11 protein-coding genes are annotated in these 17,339 nt (G+C 66.5%); 3 read left to right on the top strand and 8 right to left on the bottom strand.

Translation table 11 applies throughout. The features are described 5' to 3' along the window. Window positions 1–5: 5 nt before the first annotated feature. Window positions 6–2,159, top strand: a complete 2,154-nt coding sequence (locus J6525_RS26300; protein ID WP_225646839.1) for a carbamoyltransferase C-terminal domain-containing protein — start codon at window positions 6–8, stop codon at window positions 2,157–2,159. Here J6525_RS26300 and J6525_RS26295 read toward each other — a convergent pair. From J6525_RS26295 to J6525_RS47285, 6 genes are all read right to left on the bottom strand, one after another. Next, window positions 2,119–3,054: a DMT family transporter gene (locus tag J6525_RS26295; RefSeq protein WP_225646838.1), complete on the bottom strand. Its 936-nt coding sequence runs from the start codon at window positions 3,052–3,054 to the stop codon at window positions 2,119–2,121. The genes J6525_RS26300 and J6525_RS26295 overlap by 41 nt on opposite strands. An 84-nt stretch (window positions 3,055–3,138) precedes the next feature. Then, window positions 3,139–4,008: an NAD(P)-dependent oxidoreductase gene (locus tag J6525_RS26290; protein ID WP_225646837.1), complete on the bottom strand. Its 870-nt coding sequence runs from the start codon at window positions 4,006–4,008 to the stop codon at window positions 3,139–3,141. Between the two features lie 3 nt (window positions 4,009–4,011). Beyond that, a protein-coding gene (prfB, locus tag J6525_RS26285) for a peptide chain release factor 2 (protein WP_225646836.1) occupies window positions 4,012–5,143 on the bottom strand; the annotation gives its coding sequence in 2 pieces (ribosomal slippage) (window positions 4,012–5,073 and window positions 5,075–5,143; 1,131 coding nt in all). 106 nt (window positions 5,144–5,249) lie between these two features. Continuing rightward, window positions 5,250–7,751, bottom strand: coding sequence for a penicillin-binding protein 1A (locus tag J6525_RS26280; RefSeq protein WP_225646835.1), 2,502 nt, complete (start codon window positions 7,749–7,751; stop codon window positions 5,250–5,252). Between the two features lie 237 nt (window positions 7,752–7,988). Continuing rightward, the gene (locus J6525_RS26275) at window positions 7,989–9,299 is read right to left on the bottom strand and encodes an N-acetylmuramoyl-L-alanine amidase (RefSeq protein WP_225646834.1); all 1,311 of its coding nucleotides are present in this window, start codon (window positions 9,297–9,299) and stop codon (window positions 7,989–7,991) included. Window positions 9,300–9,914: 615 nt separating this feature from the next. Continuing rightward, entirely contained in the window at window positions 9,915–10,661 is a 747-nt protein-coding gene (locus J6525_RS47285) for a hypothetical protein (protein WP_312009822.1), read from the bottom strand. A 21-nt stretch (window positions 10,662–10,682) separates the two neighbouring features. Between J6525_RS47285 and J6525_RS26270 the strand changes: the two genes are divergently transcribed. Both J6525_RS26270 and J6525_RS26265 read left to right on the top strand, forming a co-directional pair. Beyond that, on the top strand, window positions 10,683–13,208 hold the full coding sequence (locus J6525_RS26270) for an Rne/Rng family ribonuclease (protein ID WP_446471731.1): 2,526 nt from the start codon (window positions 10,683–10,685) through the stop codon (window positions 13,206–13,208). A 106-nt stretch (window positions 13,209–13,314) separates the two neighbouring features. Next, the gene (locus tag J6525_RS26265; protein ID WP_225646832.1) at window positions 13,315–14,547 is read left to right on the top strand and encodes an NAD(P)/FAD-dependent oxidoreductase; all 1,233 of its coding nucleotides are present in this window, start codon (window positions 13,315–13,317) and stop codon (window positions 14,545–14,547) included. A gap of 14 nt (window positions 14,548–14,561) precedes the next feature. Here the strand turns inward: J6525_RS26265 and J6525_RS26260 are convergent, their stop codons facing one another. Further along, window positions 14,562–15,896, bottom strand: coding sequence for a dicarboxylate/amino acid:cation symporter (locus tag J6525_RS26260; protein ID WP_057020000.1), 1,335 nt, complete (start codon window positions 15,894–15,896; stop codon window positions 14,562–14,564). Window positions 15,897–16,115: 219 nt separating this feature from the next. Then, a complete protein-coding gene (locus J6525_RS26255; protein ID WP_225646831.1) occupies window positions 16,116–17,303 on the bottom strand; it encodes a pyridoxal phosphate-dependent aminotransferase in 1,188 nt (395 codons plus the stop codon). Window positions 17,304–17,339: the final 36 nt, after the last annotated feature.

Raw genomic sequence — 17,339 nt, 5'->3', positions numbered from 1 at the left:
TCTGATTGCGTAAACCGGACATCCGTACCGGTCCGCGGCATCCGCATCTTGCGGCCGCGGGCTATGAGATCACGCGCCGCCTCAGCGAGGCTGCGCTGGCGAAGCGTGGCCTGCACAAGGCCAATGGCGCGTTCGCGCAGCGCACGATCGCCTCGATCCGCGAAAAGCTGCAGCGCGGCGAGACCGTCTATATCGCAGGCCTCGCCTGCCCCGGCACGCACAATACCGGCGTCGCGCTGGTCGAGATCACCCAGAAGGACGGACCGCGCCTGATCGTCAACAACGAGGAAGAGCGCTTCTCCGGTAACAAGCACACCAACGAGTTCCCGCAACACGCGCTCGACGACATGCGCAAGGTGTTGCAGCGGATGGGCCGCGACATCGGCGATATCGCCGCCTTCGTCACGACATGGGACTATCCGGCGCTGCTGGCGATGCTGATCCGCACCTCGCTCGAGGAAGCGCCGGCCAGCCTCAAACTGCTGCGCGCCCCGATCGCACCGGCAATCAATCTGCGCCAGCTCGATCAGGTGCGGCGGCTGTCGCGCCGGCTCGGCAGGATGTACGGGCTCGACAAGCAATTGCCGCTGATCTGCATGCCGCATCACGACAATCACGCCTGGTACTCGTTCACGGCCTCGCCGTTCGCCGATACGCGCGAGCGTGTTGCGATCGCGGTGCTCGACGGCACCGGCGACGTTGGCTCGATCTCGCTCTATGTCGCCGAGAACGGCCAGATGAAGCAGCTCTATTGCAATGAAAGCCTGTTTGACTCGCTCGGCGCTTTCTACACCGTGATCTCGTCGAGCCAGGGCGGCTGGACCTGGCTTTCCAGCGAGGGCCGCTACATGGGCGCCGCCGCCTGGGGCGACATGAACCGCGCCACCAATCCGTATTATCAGCGCTTGAAGGCGGTGCTGCAGCTCGGGCCCAATGGCAGCGTGCAGCTCAATCGCGCGATGGGCAATTGGTACGCCGATCCCGCCGACAATCCCTATCATCAGCCGCTGATCGATATTCTCGGCCCGCCGCTGCGCCCGGACCAGCTCTGGAATCCCGACGCCGTGCTGCGCGTCGAGGACATCAATCACCGCCCCGACACCAAGGACCGCGTCGACAAGGCGGCCGCGACGCAACTGGTGTTCGAGGACGCGATGATCCATGTCATCGACCATCTCCTGCGCACCACCGGCACCGACCGCCTGGTGCTGACCGGGGGGGTCGCGCTGAACGCGCTCGGCAACATGCGTCTGCTCGAGCATTTCGACGAGGCGTGGTTTGAACGGGCGCAGCAGCGCAAAACGCGGCTCCATATGTGGGTGCCACCGGTGCCCGGCGATCCCGGCGTGCCGATCGGCGCGGCCTGGCTGTTCGCGCATATGGCGGGCGCGCCGCGCGGCGCGCCGCTGTCGCACGCATTCTATTGCGGCCTGCCGCCCTCGAACGCCGACATCACCGCGGCGCTGCATGCCGACGACATCGCCTCGACCGAGATCGGCAATGTGGCGACGTCAGAAGGGCGCGATGCGGTTGCCGACCTGATGGCATCCATGGTCGCGCAAGGCGGCGTGATCGCGATCTATCAGGGCGCCGCCGAAACCGGCCCGCGCGCGCTCGGCCATCGCTCGATCCTCGCCAATCCCTGCGATCCCGAGGTGCGCGAGCGGCTCAACGAGCGCGTCAAGTATCGCGAGGCGATCCGGCCGCTGGCGCCGATGGCGACGCTGCAAGCTGCGCGCGATTATTTCGAGCTGGAAGACGGCGCCTCCGGCGCTGACTACAACGCCTATAACTACATGGTGCTGACCGCGCATTCGAAGCCCGAGGCGCGCGCGAAAATTCCGGCGGTGGTGCATGCCGACGGCACCGGCCGCATCCAGATCGTGCGCGAGACGGACGATCCCCTCACGCATGCCTATCTGAAGGCGCTCGGCCGCCATATCGGCGTCGAGATGTCGGTCAACACCTCGTTCAACGTCGCAGGTCCGATCGCGCAGACGCCGGCGCAGGCGATGGACACGCTGCGACGCTCCAAGGGGCTCGATGCCGTGGTGCTGGTCGCCGACGACGGCACCGCCTACGCCGCCTGGCACGGCGGCGAGCGCGACAGCGGACGCTTCAGCGGATGGTATGCGGCGTGGAAGCAGGCGCGCGGCTGAACCAGGCCAGCACACGGCCATCGATCAAGAGCAGCGCGCTCGCGATCACCAGCGCGCCGATCACCTCGCGCGGCGCGATCGGCTCGCCGAGCACGAGATATCCGAGCAGCATCGCGGTGACCGGAATCAGCAGCGTCACCAGCATCACATTGGTTGCGCCGGAGCGCTGCAGGATCTGAAAGAACACGATATAGGCCAACGCCGTCGAAAGCGCCGCGAGGCCGAGCACGGCGAGCCACGTCGACGGATGCGGCATCGGCAACGACCACGGCCGATCGACGACGGCGGCGATGGGCGCCATCAGCACCGCCGAGGCCATCATCTGGAACGTCGCGGTGCCCAAGGGCGGCACGCGCTGCGGCAGCCGCCGCCCGACCAGCGCCGCGATCCCGTAGCTGAAGGCGCCCGCGAGGCACAGCAGGATGCCGATGCCCTGCCGGCTCTCGAAGCCGAGCGCATCGCCATGCAGGATCGCAACCCCGTTCAGCCCGACCACCACGCCCGCCATGCGGCGCGCCTGCAGCCGCTCCTCGCCGGCCGCCGCCATCACGACCACCGCGAACAGCGGCGTCGTCGCGTTGAGGATCGAGGCCAGCCCGCTCGGAATATAGGTCTGCCCGAACACGATCAGCGCGAACGGCAGCACATTGTTGAACAGCCCCATCGCAACGAACGGCGCCCAGCCGGACAGGCCGCGCGGGAATTCGATTCCGGCGGTCCGCAGCAGCGGCAGCAGGATGATCGTGCCGAGCACGACGCGCAGCAGCACCAGGGTCAGCGGCGGCAATTCGCGCAGGATCACGCCGTTGAAGAAGAACGAGCCGCCCCACAGCACCGACAGCAGGACGAGCAGCCCCCAGTCGCGACGATCGATCCGGTTGTCGGCGGAAGGCATGTCGGGCACTCACCTGCAGTCGGACAGGTGACTAGCGCGGTGCCACAAATATTCCCACCCGATTTCCGAGAATGGCGGCCCCGCCTATTTCGGCCGCGACACGATCTCGATCATCTGGCCCTCGTCGGCGTCGGGCGCATGGGCCTTCGCCTTGTCGTAGGCGGCGAGCGCGGCGCGGCTCACGGGCACGCCGGGCAGCAAGGTCTCGGCGAGCCGCACGGCGTAGTCGGCATCCTTGTGGCGCAGCGCCGCGGTGAAGGAGGCGCCGGAGAAATTGCGGTCGATCATCCGCTTGCTGTGGCGGATCACCTGCGGGCTTGCCACCGCGCCGGTCGCCAGCGCCTCGGCCACCAATTGCATGTCGAGGCCCGCCTGCTCGGCGATCGCCACGCCCTCGGCGAGGCTCGCGATCTGCACCGCGCCGATCAGGTTGTTGATCAGCTTGAACACGGTGCCGGTGCCGACCGGGCCGAAATGCCGGATCGTGCTGCCGATCGGCGCGAGATAAGGCTGCGCGCGTTCGAGATCGGCCGGATCAGCGCCCACCAGCAGCGTCAGCTTGCCGGCGGCCGCCGCCTCCGGCAGGCCGGTGACCGGACAATCGATGTAGATCAGGCCGCGGCTGTTGAGTTCGCGCGCCATCTCGAGCGTGTGCCGGTACGAGACCGTGGAGCATTCGATCGCGAGTGTGCCGGCTTTCATGTTGGCGGCGGCGCCGTCCTTGGTCAGCCAGACCGCGCGCGAGGCCTCGTCGTCGGCGACCATGGTCACGACAGCATCGGCGTCGATCGCGGCATCCTCCGGCGAGGTCGCCCACAGCGCGCCGCGGGCGATCAGGTCCGCGGCCTTGGCCTTGCTCCGGTTCCACACCGCGACCGTGAAGCCGGCATCGAGGTAACGGCCGGCCATGCCATGGCCCATGCGTCCCAATCCGATGAAAGCGACGCGCGGCATGGGCTAATCCACATCCTCGACGGAGCCGGGCCCGGTGCCGAAGGCACGCTGCGCCAAGGTCGCCGCCATGAATTCATCGAGGTCGCCATCGAGCACCCCCGACGTGTCGGAGGTCTGCACACCGGTGCGCAGGTCCTTCACCATCTGATAGGGCTGCAACACGTAGGAGCGGATCTGGTGACCCCAGCCGATGTCGGTCTTGGCGGCCTGATCGGCGGCGGCCTGCTCCTCGCGCTTCTTCAGCTCGATCTCGTAGAGCCGCGCGCGCAGCATGTCCCAGGCCTGCGCCCGGTTCTTGTGCTGGGAGCGGCCGGCCTGGCAGACCACCGCGATGCCGGTCGGGATGTGCGTCAGGCGCACCGCCGACTCGGTCTTGTTGACGTGCTGACCGCCGGCGCCGCCCGACCGCATGGTGTCGGTGCGGACATCGGACTCCTTGATCTCGATCTTGATGCTGTCGTCGATCACGGGGAAAATCTGCACCGACGAGAACGAGGTGTGCCGCCGCGCGTTGGAATCGAACGGCGAGATGCGCACCAGGCGATGCACGCCGGCCTCGGTCTTCAACCAGCCATAGGCGTTGTGGCCGCTGATCTGGATGGTGGCGGACTTGATGCCGGCCTCTTCGCCCTGGGACTCTTCGAGGAACTCGATCTTGAAGCCGTGCTTCTCCGCCCAGCGCGTGTACATGCGCAGCAGCATCTGCGCCCAGTCCTGGCTCTCGGTGCCGCCGGCGCCGGCATGGACTTCGAGATAGGAATCGAACTTGTCGGCCTCGCCCGAAAGCAGCGCCTCCAGCTCGCGCCGGGCGACGTCCTTCTTGAGGTCCTTGAGCGCCTTCTCGGCCTCAGTGACGACGCCCTCATCGTTCTCGGCCTCGCCGAGTTCGATCATGCCGATATTGTCCTCGAGCTCGCGCTCGACCTTGCCGATGCCTGAGAGCGCGTCCTCCAGTGAGGTACGCTCCTGCATCAGCCGCTGGGCCTTCTGGGGATCGTTCCAGAGATTGGGGTCTTCTGCGAGCTTGTTCAGCTCAGCGAGGCGTGCCGTCGATTGTTCGACGTCAAAGATGCCTCCTCAGCAGCCCGACTGACTGCTTGATCTCTTCAACAAGGCGTTCGATTTCCGCGCGCATGGTCTTTCAGGTGTTGGCTAAAAAGGTTCCGGGGGATGTAGCGAGCGGCGCGGCAAAGCGCAATCGGCTTGGCCGCACTATCCCGGCGATTTGGCCGGAAAGGCCGCTAGTAAAGCCCCCCGGTTCCCGGACGCATGAAGAAACCGCCATCGGGCTGCGCGCCATTCTGCGACGGCTGCGGGCCAGGCGCTGGGCCGCGCCCGTCGGCATCGGCGACGCCGATGACCGAATAGTTCTCCGGCGGCGCGGTGCCCGGCTTGAAGGCTTCGAGGATGGTGTTGCCGCCGTCACCGGGACCGGCGCGCATGCCGGTCTTGGCGTCGACGCGGATCAGCTTGATGCCGGCCGGAACCTTGAACGGCGTCGGCGGCTTGTCGGCGAGCGCAAGCTTGAGGAAGTCGCGGGCGATTGGCGCGGCGACGTGGCCGCCGGTGGCGGCGCGGCCGAGATTGCGCGGCTTGTCGTAGCCCATGTAGACGCCGACTGCGAGGTCCGGCGAGAAGCCGACGAACCAGACGTCCTTCTCGTCGTTGGTGGTGCCGGTCTTGCCGGCGATCGGCTTGCCGACCTCCTTCACGACGGTTGCGGTGCCGCGCTGGACCACGCCTTCCATCATCTCGGTGATCTGGTAGGCGGTCATCGGATCGAGCACCTGTTCGCGGCGGTCGACCAGCTGCGGCTCCGGCTGGCTCTTCCAGCCGCCGGGCGCGTCGCAGCCGCGGCATTCGCGGGTGTCGTGCTTGAAGATGGTATGGCCGTAGCGATCCTGGATGCGATCGATCAGCGTCGGCTTCACCCGGCGGCCGCCATTGGCGAACATCGAATAGGCCGTGACCATGCGCATCACGGTCGTTTCGCCGGCACCCAGCGCATACGACAGATAGTTCGGCAATTCGTCATAGACGCCGAAGCGCTTGGCGTATTCGCCGACCAGCGGCATGCCGATGTCCTGCGCGAGCCGCACCGTCACGGTGTTGAGCGAGCGCTGCAACGCGTTGCGCAGCGTGGTCGGGCCGTAATACTTGCCGGTCGAATAGTTCTCCGGACGCCAGACGCCGGCGCCCTGCCCCTGATCGATCTCGATCGGCGCGTCGATCACCGTGGTCGACGGCGTATAGCCGTTGTCGAGCGCCGACGAGTACACGATCGGCTTGAACGACGAACCCGGTTGCCGGTAGGCCTGCGTCGCGCGGTTGAACTGGCTCTGGTCGAACGAGAAGCCGCCGACCATCGCGAGCACGCGGCCGGTCCATGGATCCATCGCCACCATAGCGCCGGACACTTCAGGCAATTGCCGCAGGCGATACTGGCCTTCGACCGCATTGCCGTCCTTGGTCACCAGCGGATCGGCGTAGATCACGTCGCCGGGCTGCAGCACCTGCGAAACGACGGTCGGCGGCTTGCCCTTGGTCTTGGCCCAGCGCACGCCGTCCATCGTGATGATGCCGGTCTGCCGCTCCTTGCTGACCGCGCCGCCGAGCTCGCGACCCGGCTGGAAGCCGATCCGCGCCGACTGATCGCTGGTCTCGAGCACGACAGCCATCCGCCACGGCGAGATGTCGGACAGCGACTTCACGTCGGCGAGCTTGACGCCCCAGTCACCGGAAATATCGAGCTTGTGCAGCGCCCCGCGCCAACCCTGCGCCTCGTCGTAATTGACGAGACCAGCGACCATGGTCTTGCGCGCCATCACCTGGATCTTGGGATCGAGCGTGGTGCGCACCGACAGGCCACCCTCGTAGAGCTTCTTTTCGCCGTAGCGCTCGAAGATGTCGCGGCGGACCTCCTCGGCGAAATATTCGCCGGCGAAGATGTGCGCGCCGTTCGAGCGGCTGGTGACGTTGAGCGGGTCCTTGCGCGCCTTGTCGGCGTCGGCCTGCTTGATCCAGCCGTTCTCCAGCAGACGATCGATCACATAGTTGCGGCGCTCGATCGCGCGGTCACGGTTGCGCACCGGATGCAGCGCCGCCGGCGCTTTCGGCAGCGCAGCGAGATAGGACGCCTCCGCGATCGTCAGCTCGTTGACCGACTTGTCGAAATAGACCAGCGACGCCGCCGCGATGCCGTAGGCACCGAGGCCGAGATAGATTTCGTTCAGATAGAGCTCGAGGATGCGGTCCTTGGAATAGGCGCGCTCGATGCGCATCGCCAGCAAGGCTTCCTTGATCTTGCGGCTGAACGAGACCTCGTTGGTGAGCAGGAAGTTCTTCGCGACCTGCTGGGTGATGGTCGAGGCACCCTGCGGGCGGCGGTTCGAGCCGTAGTTCTGCGCATAAAGCATCGCAGCGCGCGCCATGCCCTGATAGTCGATGCCGCCGTGCTCGTAGAAGTTCTTGTCTTCGGCAGCGAGGAAGGCGTTGATCACGAGTTTCGGCACCGCCTGGATCGGCAGATAGAGCCGGCGCTCCTTGGAGTATTCGCCAAGCAGCGCGCCGTCGGCGGCATGCACGCGGGTCATCACCGGCGGCTCATAGTCCTGCAGCTGCGAGTAGTCGGGCAGATCCTTGGAGAAATGCCAGATGGCGCCAGCGACGGCGGCGACACCGACCAGGAACACCACGGTTCCGGCGGCGAACAAGAAACCCATAAACCGCACGAGCAGGCGCATTATCGACGTTCCGTTCCTACCCTCCGGCGCTCAGTCGTCAGAAGCGCCTGTCCAAAAGTGCGAAAGCCTCACACAACGAAGCTTTGGCCCAGCGAGCCACCTTGCGCACGCGAGTATACAAGAGCCGCCGGACAATATGGTCGATTCTGCGGACCTGCGGTCCATTGTCTATACCGTCGCGGCTGTGGCCAAACTAGGGCTTCGGCGCAACGGCCCCGGCTTTTCAGCGGGCCAATTTCACTTTGCCGACCCGGCAGTTGCCAGCCGTTTGGCGAAGAACGTGTCGATCGCCTGGACCATCGAGCCGACCGCCTTGTTCCGCCAGCTCTCCGAGACCAGGTGCTCGAGGTCTCCCTTGTTGGAGACATAGCCGATCTCGACCAGCACGGACGGCACGTCGGGCGCCTTCAGCACCCGGAAGCCGGCCGATTTGAGCGGGTGCTTGTGCATCCGCACCGTGGTCTTCATCTCGTCCATCAGAAGACGGGCGAAGCGGTTGGAAAACGTCTTGGTTTCACGCTGCGCGAGGTCGATCAGGATGTCGGCGACCTCGGTCGGCTCGTCGGTCAGGTTCACGCCGGCAATGGCGTCGGCCTTGTTTTCCGCCTCCGCCAGCCGTTCGGCCTCGGCGTCGGAGGCCTTGTCCGACACCGTGTAGATCGTGGCGCCCTGGGCATCGCCCTCGCGGCGCGGCAGGGCGTCGGCGTGGATCGAGACGAACAGCGCCGCGGACTGGGAGCGCGCGATCTTCACCCGGTCGTTGAGTGGGATGAAGGTGTCGTCGGACCGCGTCATGACCACCCGATACTTGCCCGACTTCTCGATCCGGTCGCGCAGGGCAAGGCCAAAGCCGAGCACCAGGTTCTTCTCGGTCTGGTCGCCGGATTGCGTGCCGTTGTCGATGCCGCCGTGACCGGGATCGATCACGATCAGCGGGCGCGCGTCGGTGACCGCAACCGGCGGCAGCGCCGCCGAGGTGACGGCCGGAATGGTCGCCGTGGTGGATTCGGACATCGCCGGTTTCGACTCGGGCCGGCTCGCGGGCGCCAGCGACTGCACGAAGCTGGTGCGGTCGACCTCCTCGAAGTCCAGCACCAGCCGCGGTGGCTGGCCGTTGGCGGCGTCGAGCACGTAGGAATTGGCGATCTTCACCGGTCCGGTCAGGTCGAACACGATCCGCGAGCCGCCGGGCATCACGAGGCCATAGCGGAACGCCTTCACCAGGCCCCGCCCCGCCGAGCCGGTGCCGGCCGCGAGCTGGAAATCGACCTGCGGGATATCGACCACGACGCGGTAGGGGTCGGCCAGCAGGAAGGCGCGAAACTCGATCTTGCGGTCGAGGTCGAGGATGAATCGGGTCTGCTTGGCGTCGCCGGCGAGCCTGGCGCCGGATGCGACCGGGAAATTCGGGGAGCTCGCGGCCGGCGCAGGCGGGCTGTTCTGCGGGCCCTCAGCGGCGCTCGGGGCGCCGGCAATGGCAAACACTGATGTTGCGGCGCAAAATAGCCCGCATCCCAGAAAAACAAGGTGTTTTGCGCGGTTCGCCACCCGATTCGTAGCCTCCCAGCTGCTTCTTACCGCATTAGAACCACACGGTTAATCGCCCCCTAATGACGCTCCGGCGAAAAGAACCGAGTGTTGCGGCGGCGTGACGCTTCCCTTGCACGCGGCGGTCAATCCACGTATGTACGAGGTGCTGACGGCTAGTACTCCCGGTTGTGTCGCGTTCAGCCTCCCGGTGCAGCGGTGGAACCTTCCTGATCGAAGATCCCGCCGTGTTTTTCCGGTCCCTCCCCAGCCAGCGCCGCGCGCGGCTGACACGGAGTGGCGGATTCAAGCCCGAGCGGCGTCCGGTCCCAGGCACACTCCCTCGCCAGAGGGACGGTTTGAGACAAGGCATAACCGATTATCCGGTCCCTTGGGGCCTCGATATGCGATGGCCGGCAGGCGCTTCGGCGCCAGACGGGGCTTTCAGCAAAAGATACGGCGGTATTTTTCGCCGCCAACATGTTTAGACGGGCCGACGCTTAATGCGCCAGACTGCATTGCCGACCAGGATCCCCCGAATGATCGCGCTGACGCGAGGTGAAAACTTCGCCCGTCGCATCATCCCGGTGAGTTCCCGTCCGGCGCTGCGCCGCGAGACGCGTTTCGGCCTTCCCCTCACCCCCGAATCAGGTGGACCGTCGCGTCACCGGGCGGCGCAGTTTGCGCGCGCCATGATCCGCGCCCGCCGCCGTCAAGAGCTCCAAAATGCCCAACAAGATGTTGATCGATGCCACCCACCCGGAAGAGACCCGGGTCGTCGTGGTCCGTGGCAATCGCGTCGAAGAGTTTGATTTCGAGACCGTCCAGCGCAAACAGCTGCGCGGCAACATTTATCTCGCCAAGGTTACGCGCGTAGAGCCGTCGCTGCAGGCCGCCTTCATCGAGTATGGCGGCAACCGGCATGGCTTCCTGGCCTTCAGCGAAATCCATCCCGACTATTACCAGATCCCGGTCGCCGACCGTCAGGCGCTGATCGAGGCCGACGAGCGCGCCCATCGCGAGGCCGAGGAAGAGCACGAGAACCGCGGCCATCGCCGCCGGTCGCGCCATCGCAATGCCCGTCGCCGCGGCCATGGCGAGCGCGTCCAGAGCGAGGTGATCGAGGGCGCGAACGACACCCAGGCGCTGCCCACCATCGAGGCCCACGAACATCCCGTCGATGCCGAGCATCACGAACATGATGCCGGACACCACGATCACGGCGTGGTCGCCCACGAAGGCCACGAGCATGAGGCGCACGATCATGCGCATCACGAGGACCATGAGTATCACCATGATCATGGTCAGGATGAGCATGACCACGACGATCATGGCCACCACGATCATGGTCACGACGACCATCACGACCACGATCATGCCCATGATCACGACCACGCCCCCGAGGTGAGCGAGGCGGCGGTTGCCGACGCCCCGTCCGACCCCGTCGTTGCTGTGGTCGAAGCCTCCGCCGCGTCGGCCGCGCCCGAGACCGTCGAGACGGTCGAGGTCAATCATGAGCCCGAGCGCGCCCATGAGGAGCAGATCGAGGAAAACGCCGCGCATGCCGACGATGCGCCGCGCGTGGCTTCCGACGAGGTTCACGCCGCCGCCGATGAACAGGCGGTCGCCGAATATGGCGCGCTCGCCGAGGTGGTCGCGCCCGAGACCGGGCCGGGCGACGAGGCCGGCGAAGATGACGAAGAGGATGACGGCGAGGAAGGCGAGGAAGAGGACGTCGTCGAGTCGGTCGGCGGCGACGACGTGCTCGAGGAGGTTCCGGAGCGCCCGTTCCGTCCGCGCCGCCAGTACAAGATCCAGGAAGTGATCAAGCGCCGGCAGGTGATGTTGGTGCAGGTCGTCAAGGAAGAGCGCGGCAACAAGGGCGCCGCGCTGACCACCTATCTGTCGCTCGCCGGCCGCTACGCCGTGCTGATGCCCAACACCGCGCGCGGCGGCGGCATCAGCCGCAAGATCACCTCCGCCCAGGACCGTTCGCGGCTGAAGGAAGTGGTGCAGGATCTCGACGTGCCCGAGGGCATGGGGATCATCCTGCGCACCGCCGGCGCCTCCCGCAGCAAGCCGGAGATCAAGCGCGACTTCGAATATCTGATCCGGATGTGGGAAACGGTGCGCGACCTGACGCTGAAGTCGCAGGCGCCGACGCTGGTCTACGAGGAAGGCTCGCTGATCAAGCGCTCGCTGCGCGACCTCTACAACAAGGAGATCGACGAGATCCAGGTGGCGGGCGAAGCCGGCTACCGTGAAGCGCGCGACTTCATGAAGATGCTGATGCCGGCCAATGTGCGCGCGGTAAAGCAATATCGCGACGGCCAGCCGCTGTTCTCGCGCATGGGCGTCGAAAGCCAGCTCGACGCGATGTTCTCGCCGACCGTGCAGTTGCGCTCCGGCGGCTACATCGTGATCAACCAGACCGAGGCGCTGGTCTCGATCGACGTCAACTCCGGACGGGCGACGCGCGAGCACCATATCGAGGACACTGCGCTCAAGACCAATCTGGAAGCGGCGGAAGAAGTCGCGCGCCAATTGCGCCTGCGTGACCTCGCCGGCCTGATCGTCATCGACTTCATCGACATGGACGAGAAGCGTAATAACCGCGCGGTCGAGCGCAAGCTGTCCGACTGCCTGCGCCAGGACCGTGCGCGGATCCAGGTCGGCCGCATCTCGCATTTCGGCCTCTTGGAAATGTCGCGCCAGCGCATCCGCGCCAGCGTGCTCGAAAGCTCGACGGAGCCCTGCCCGCAATGCGGCGGAAGCGGTCACGTCCGCTCGGTCTCGTCGGTGGCGCTGCAGCTCTTGCGCGGCATCGAGGAAATCCTGATGAAGGGCGCGACCCACAACCTGGTGGTCCGCACCCGCACCGACGTCGCGCTCTACGTGCTCAATCACAAGCGCGGCCATCTGCGCGATCTCGAAGACTCCTTCCGGGTTTCGCTGTCGATCGTCGCGGATGCCACGGTGCACGGCCAGCAGTCCTACATCATCGACCGCGGCGAGCAGGTGCATACGCTCGAAGCCGCCAAGGCGCTGCTCGCTGCGCAGGCTGCCGCTGCGCCGGCCCAGGCCGAAGAGGCCGATGATGAGGAAGAACTGTTCGAATACGAGGCCGAGATCGAGACCGACGAGACCGAGGGTCTCGCCGACGAGCGGGCGGCCGGTGATGAATCGGGCTCTGCCGAGGGCGAAGGCGACGGTCAGCGCCGCAAGCGGCGCCGCCGGCGCCGCGGCCGCGGCGGCAGCGAGGCGCGTGAAGGCGCCCAGCAGCCGCGCGAGGACGGCGATCTCATGCATGTCCTGCCCGAAGGCACCGAGGCGGTTGCCGCCGCCGATGCCGAAGGCGATGAGGACGAAGGTGACGAGCAGCAGGGCGCTGCCCGCGACGACCAGGCCGGCAATGGCGATCGCCGTCCGCGGCGCCGCGGACGGCGTGGCGGCCGCCGCCGGCGCGGCGGTGGCGGACCGGATGACGGTCTCGCCGGATCGATCTCCGATGAGTTGAGCCCGGCGGCGACGTCGGAGGCCTCCGACGCAGTCGCCGATTTCGATAGTCATGACGCGGAGCCGGCTCCCTCGCTGGCGCAGCCCGAACTGGTGGCCGAGCCGCCGGAGTGGCAGCCGACCGAGGTCGCCCCCGTCGAGCCGGTCGCGGCACCCGAGCCCGAAACCGCCGCGGCGTCTGCCGCCGAGGACACTGCCGAAGGCGACCGCGCCCAGCGTCGCCGCTCGACGGTGCGCGAAAAGGTCAACTTCGCATCGAGCCCGCAGCCCGAGGCATCAGCGGCGCTGGTTCAAAGCCCCGCGGAGGAAGCCCCTGAGCCGGCCGCGGCTACTCCAGAGCCGGCACCGGCCGCTGCGGCCGAGGCTCCGGCCCGCAAGGGCTGGTGGTCGCGCCGCTTCGGCGGCGGCAACTAGCACCACCTGCAAGTCAAAACGCCCGGTTCACGCCGGGCGTTTTTATTGAACAGGCAATCCGTTCGTCGGACGCCGGCGTAACGGAGCCTGACGGAGACGGATCCCAATGCAAAGCGCGATCGTTCTTGGCGGCGGCATGGTGGGCGTCAGCACGGCGCTGCATCTGCAGCGTCGCGGCTGGTCGGTGACGCTCGTCGACCGCAAGGAGCCGGGCCGCGAAACCAGCTACGGCAATGCCGGCATCATCCAGAGCGAAGCGGTGCGGCCCTACCCGATGCCGCGCGATCCCGCCATCCTCGCCCGGATCGCGATGGGGCGCACCAACGATGTGCGCTATCGCCTGGCGTCGCTGCCGCAGCACGCCGGCCCGCTGCTGCGCTATTGGTGGAACTCGACGCCCGAGCGGCACCGCGAAGCCACCATCGCCTGGGCGCGCCTGATCGCCTACGCCACCGCGGAGCACGACACGCTGATCCGCGACGCCCATGCCGACAATCTGATCCGCCGCGCCGGCTATCGCCTGCTGCATCGCGACCCGGCCGCGCTGGAGCAGGCCATTGCAATCGCCGAGGAGAACCAGCGCGACTTCGGCGTGACGTTTCGCGTGCTTGATGGCCGCGAGCTCGCCAAGGCGGAACCGTTGCTGCGCGACGACCTGCCCGGCGCCATTCACTGGCTTGGGCCCTGGACCGTGTCGGACCCCGGCGGACTTGTGTCCGCCTATGCCGGACTGTTCGAGCGTCTCGGCGGCACGCTGCTGCGCGGCGATGCGCAGACGCTGACGCAGACGACGTCCGGCTGGTCGGTCGACACCAGTGGCGGCCGGATCGATGCCGCCCACGTCGTGGTCACGCTCGGCCCGTGGTCACCGCAATTGCTGCGCAAGTTCGGCTACCGGATCCCGCTGGTGCGCAAGCGCGGCTACCACATGCACTACCAGGGCGGCCGCTCGCTCGACCTGCCGCTGGTCGACACCGCGAACGGCTACGCGATGGCGCCGATGGCCAAGGGCATCCGCATCACCACTGGCGCGGAGCTGACCAGTCCCGACGCACCGGCGACGCCGATCCAGCTCGGCTACGCCGAAGCGGCCGCGCGCGAGCTAATCGAGATCGGCAGCCGCGTCGAGCCCGAGCCGTGGTTCGGTACCCGCCCCTGCACGACCGACATGCTGCCTGTGCTCGGGCTGGTGCCGCGGCATCGCGGTCTGTGGGTGAATTTCGGCCACGGCCATCAGGGCTTCACGCTCGGCCCCGCGACCGCGCGCGTGCTGGCCGAAACGATGAACGGCGAGGCATCCGCGGTGGACACCTCGCCGTATCGGCTGGACCGGTTCTGAGACGTCGAACAGACTTAGTCGGTCGTCAACGCGGTCTCCATGTCGGTCGGGTCGACCTGCTTGGCGAGATTGGCATTGAGCTTGTCGCGATCGAGCTCGCCCTCCCACCAGGCGACGATCACGCAGGCCACGCCGTTGCCGCACAGATTTGTCAGCGCGCGGCACTCGCTCATGAACTTGTCGATGCCGAGCACGATCGCCATGCCCGGCACCAGCCGCGGATCGACCACCGCGAGCGTCGCCGCCAAGGTGATGAAGCCGGCGCCGGTGATGCCGGAGGCGCCCTTCGAGGTCAGCATCGCCACGATCAGGATGGTGATCTGCTGGCTGAAGGTGAGATCGAAGCCCAGCGCCTGCGCGATGAACAGGGTCGCCAGCGTCATGTAGATGTTGGTGCCGTCGAGGTTGAACGAATAGCCCGTGGGCACCACGAGGCCGACCACCGATTTCGAGCAGCCGAGACGTTCGAGCTTCTCCATCAATGACGGCAGCGCGCTCTCGGAGGACGAGGTGCCGAGCACGATCAGGAGCTCGTCCTTGATGTAGGCCAGGAACTTGAAGATCGAGAACCCCGCGATCCGCGCGATGATGCCGAGCACCACGAACACGAACAGCGCGGCGGTCAGATAGAACGTCGCGATCAGCCCCATCAGGTTGAGGATCGCGCCGGTGCCGAACTTGCCGATGGTGAAGGCCATCGCGCCGAACGCGCCGATCGGCGCCGCCCGCATCACGATCGAGATGACGCCGAACACCGCATGCGCGGCGTCGTCGATGAACGAGCGGATGGTGTGGCCGCGCTCGCCGAGGCCCATGATCGCGAAACCGAACAGCACCGAGAACAGCAGCACCTGCAGGATCTCGCCCTGCGCGAATGCGCCGACCACGGTATCCGGAATGATGTGCAGCACAAAGTCGACGCTCTTCTGCGCTTCCGCCTGCTTGGCATAGCCGGCGACCGCCTGCGCGTTCGCCGCCGCATTGCCGAAGCCGGCGCCGGGCCTGACCAGATTGCCGACGAGCAATCCGATCACCAGCGCGAAGGTCGAGACGACCTCGAAATACACCAGCGCCTTGACGCCGATGCGGCCGACCTTCTTGGCATCTTGTATATGGGCGATGCCCGACACCACGGTGCAGAAGATGATCGGCGCGATCACCATCTTGATCAGCTTGATGAAGCCGTCGCCGAGCGCCTTGATCCACTCGTTGGTGGCAAGGCCCGGCCACAACCAGCCGACCAATGCGCCGAGCACGATCGCGATCAGGACCTGGACATAGAGAACTTTATACCACGGCTTGCTGCCGGCGCTCGCCGGCGCAGCCGTGACAACGGTTGCCGTTGCCATGTGTCACTCCCCCTCAGAAATGGCGGAAACAGCCAAGATCAACTTGGCGGTTCAAGTCAAATGGAACTGTGTGGGCCCTGCCGCTTATCCGCGATGATCCGCCCGCCACAGTGCCGGCGAAACCACGGCACTGCGCTGCGAAACCGATCCGAAAGGCAAAGCGAACGCCGGAAGGCTCTTGATGGCTCTTGGAGTTTGAAGGCTCCTGGAGTTCGCGGGCTATTTAAGCCAATGCGCGATCCGTGCAACTGCTTCCTGCATCTCCGCGGCCGAGCGTGCATAGGAAAACCGGATGAAGGCGCGGCCGTGGATCGGATCGAAATCGACGCCGGGGGTCGCCGCGACATGCGCCTTCTCGAGCATCTCGTTGGCGAAGGCGAAGCTGTCGGAGGTGAAGTCGGAAACGTCGGCGTAGAGGTAGAACGCGCCGTCAGCGGGGAGGAATTTGGTCAGGCCGGCCTTCGGCAGCCCATCGATCAGGATGCGGCGGTTCTCCTGATAGCCGCGCTTGATCGCCTCCATCTCCTCGCGGCCTTCGAACGCCGCTTCGGCCGCGATCTGCGACAGGGTCGGCACCGAGATCGACAGGTTCTGCTGCAGCCGCTCGATCGGCCGCACCAGCACGTCGGGCACCACCATCCAGCCGACACGCCAGCCGGTCATGCAGAAGTACTTCGAGAACGAGTTGATCACGAGCGCGTTCGGCGACAGTTCGGCGGCCGTCACCGCAGGGAACGCGTAGTCGAGCCCGTGATAGATCTCGTCGGAGATGAAGCGGATGCCGGCGCTGTCGGCGGCTGCCATCAGGGTCGACAGCGCCTCGCGCGACATCATGGTGCCGGTCGGGTTGGCGGGGCTGCCGACCAGCACGCCCTTCAGCGGCGCCTTGCGATGGGCGGCGAGCAGCGCCTCGCCGGTCAGGGCATGGCGGGTGTCGCCGGAGGTTTCGATCAGCACCGGCTCGCAGCCCAGCGCGGTCAGGATATGCCGGTACGGCGGATAGCCCGGCACGGTCACCGCGACCCGGTCGCCCGGCTCGAACATCGCAAGAAACGCCAGGATGAATCCACTCGACGAGCCGGTCGTGACGATGATGCGCTCAGCGTCAACCGCGCAACCATACGTGTCGCTGTAGTGCCGGGCGATGCGCGCGCGCAGCGAGGGAATGCCGAGTGCCGAGGTGTAGTCGATCCGCCCGTCCGCAAGCGCGGCCTGCGCGGCCGCGATCGCCGGCTTCGGCGCGCCTGCGGCAGGCTGCCCCACCTCCATATGGATGACATGGCCGCCGGCGGCCTCGATTCGCGCGGCCGCCGCCATCACATCCATCACCATGAACGGCGGAACATCGCTCCGTCCGGACGCTGTCAACAGGCTGCCTACACGGTCTCTCGGTGTCGCTTCACGCATGGATTTCTGCTATTGCACGGCCGCTGCCGAATTCGG

Origin of the sequence: Bradyrhizobium australafricanum, assembly GCF_020329495.1 — a bacterium.
GTDB classification, from domain to species: Bacteria; Pseudomonadota; Alphaproteobacteria; order Rhizobiales; family Xanthobacteraceae; genus Bradyrhizobium; species Bradyrhizobium australafricanum.
The sequence above is the reverse complement of the archived record's forward strand: the minus strand, read 5'-3'. Positions and strand labels throughout refer to the sequence as shown.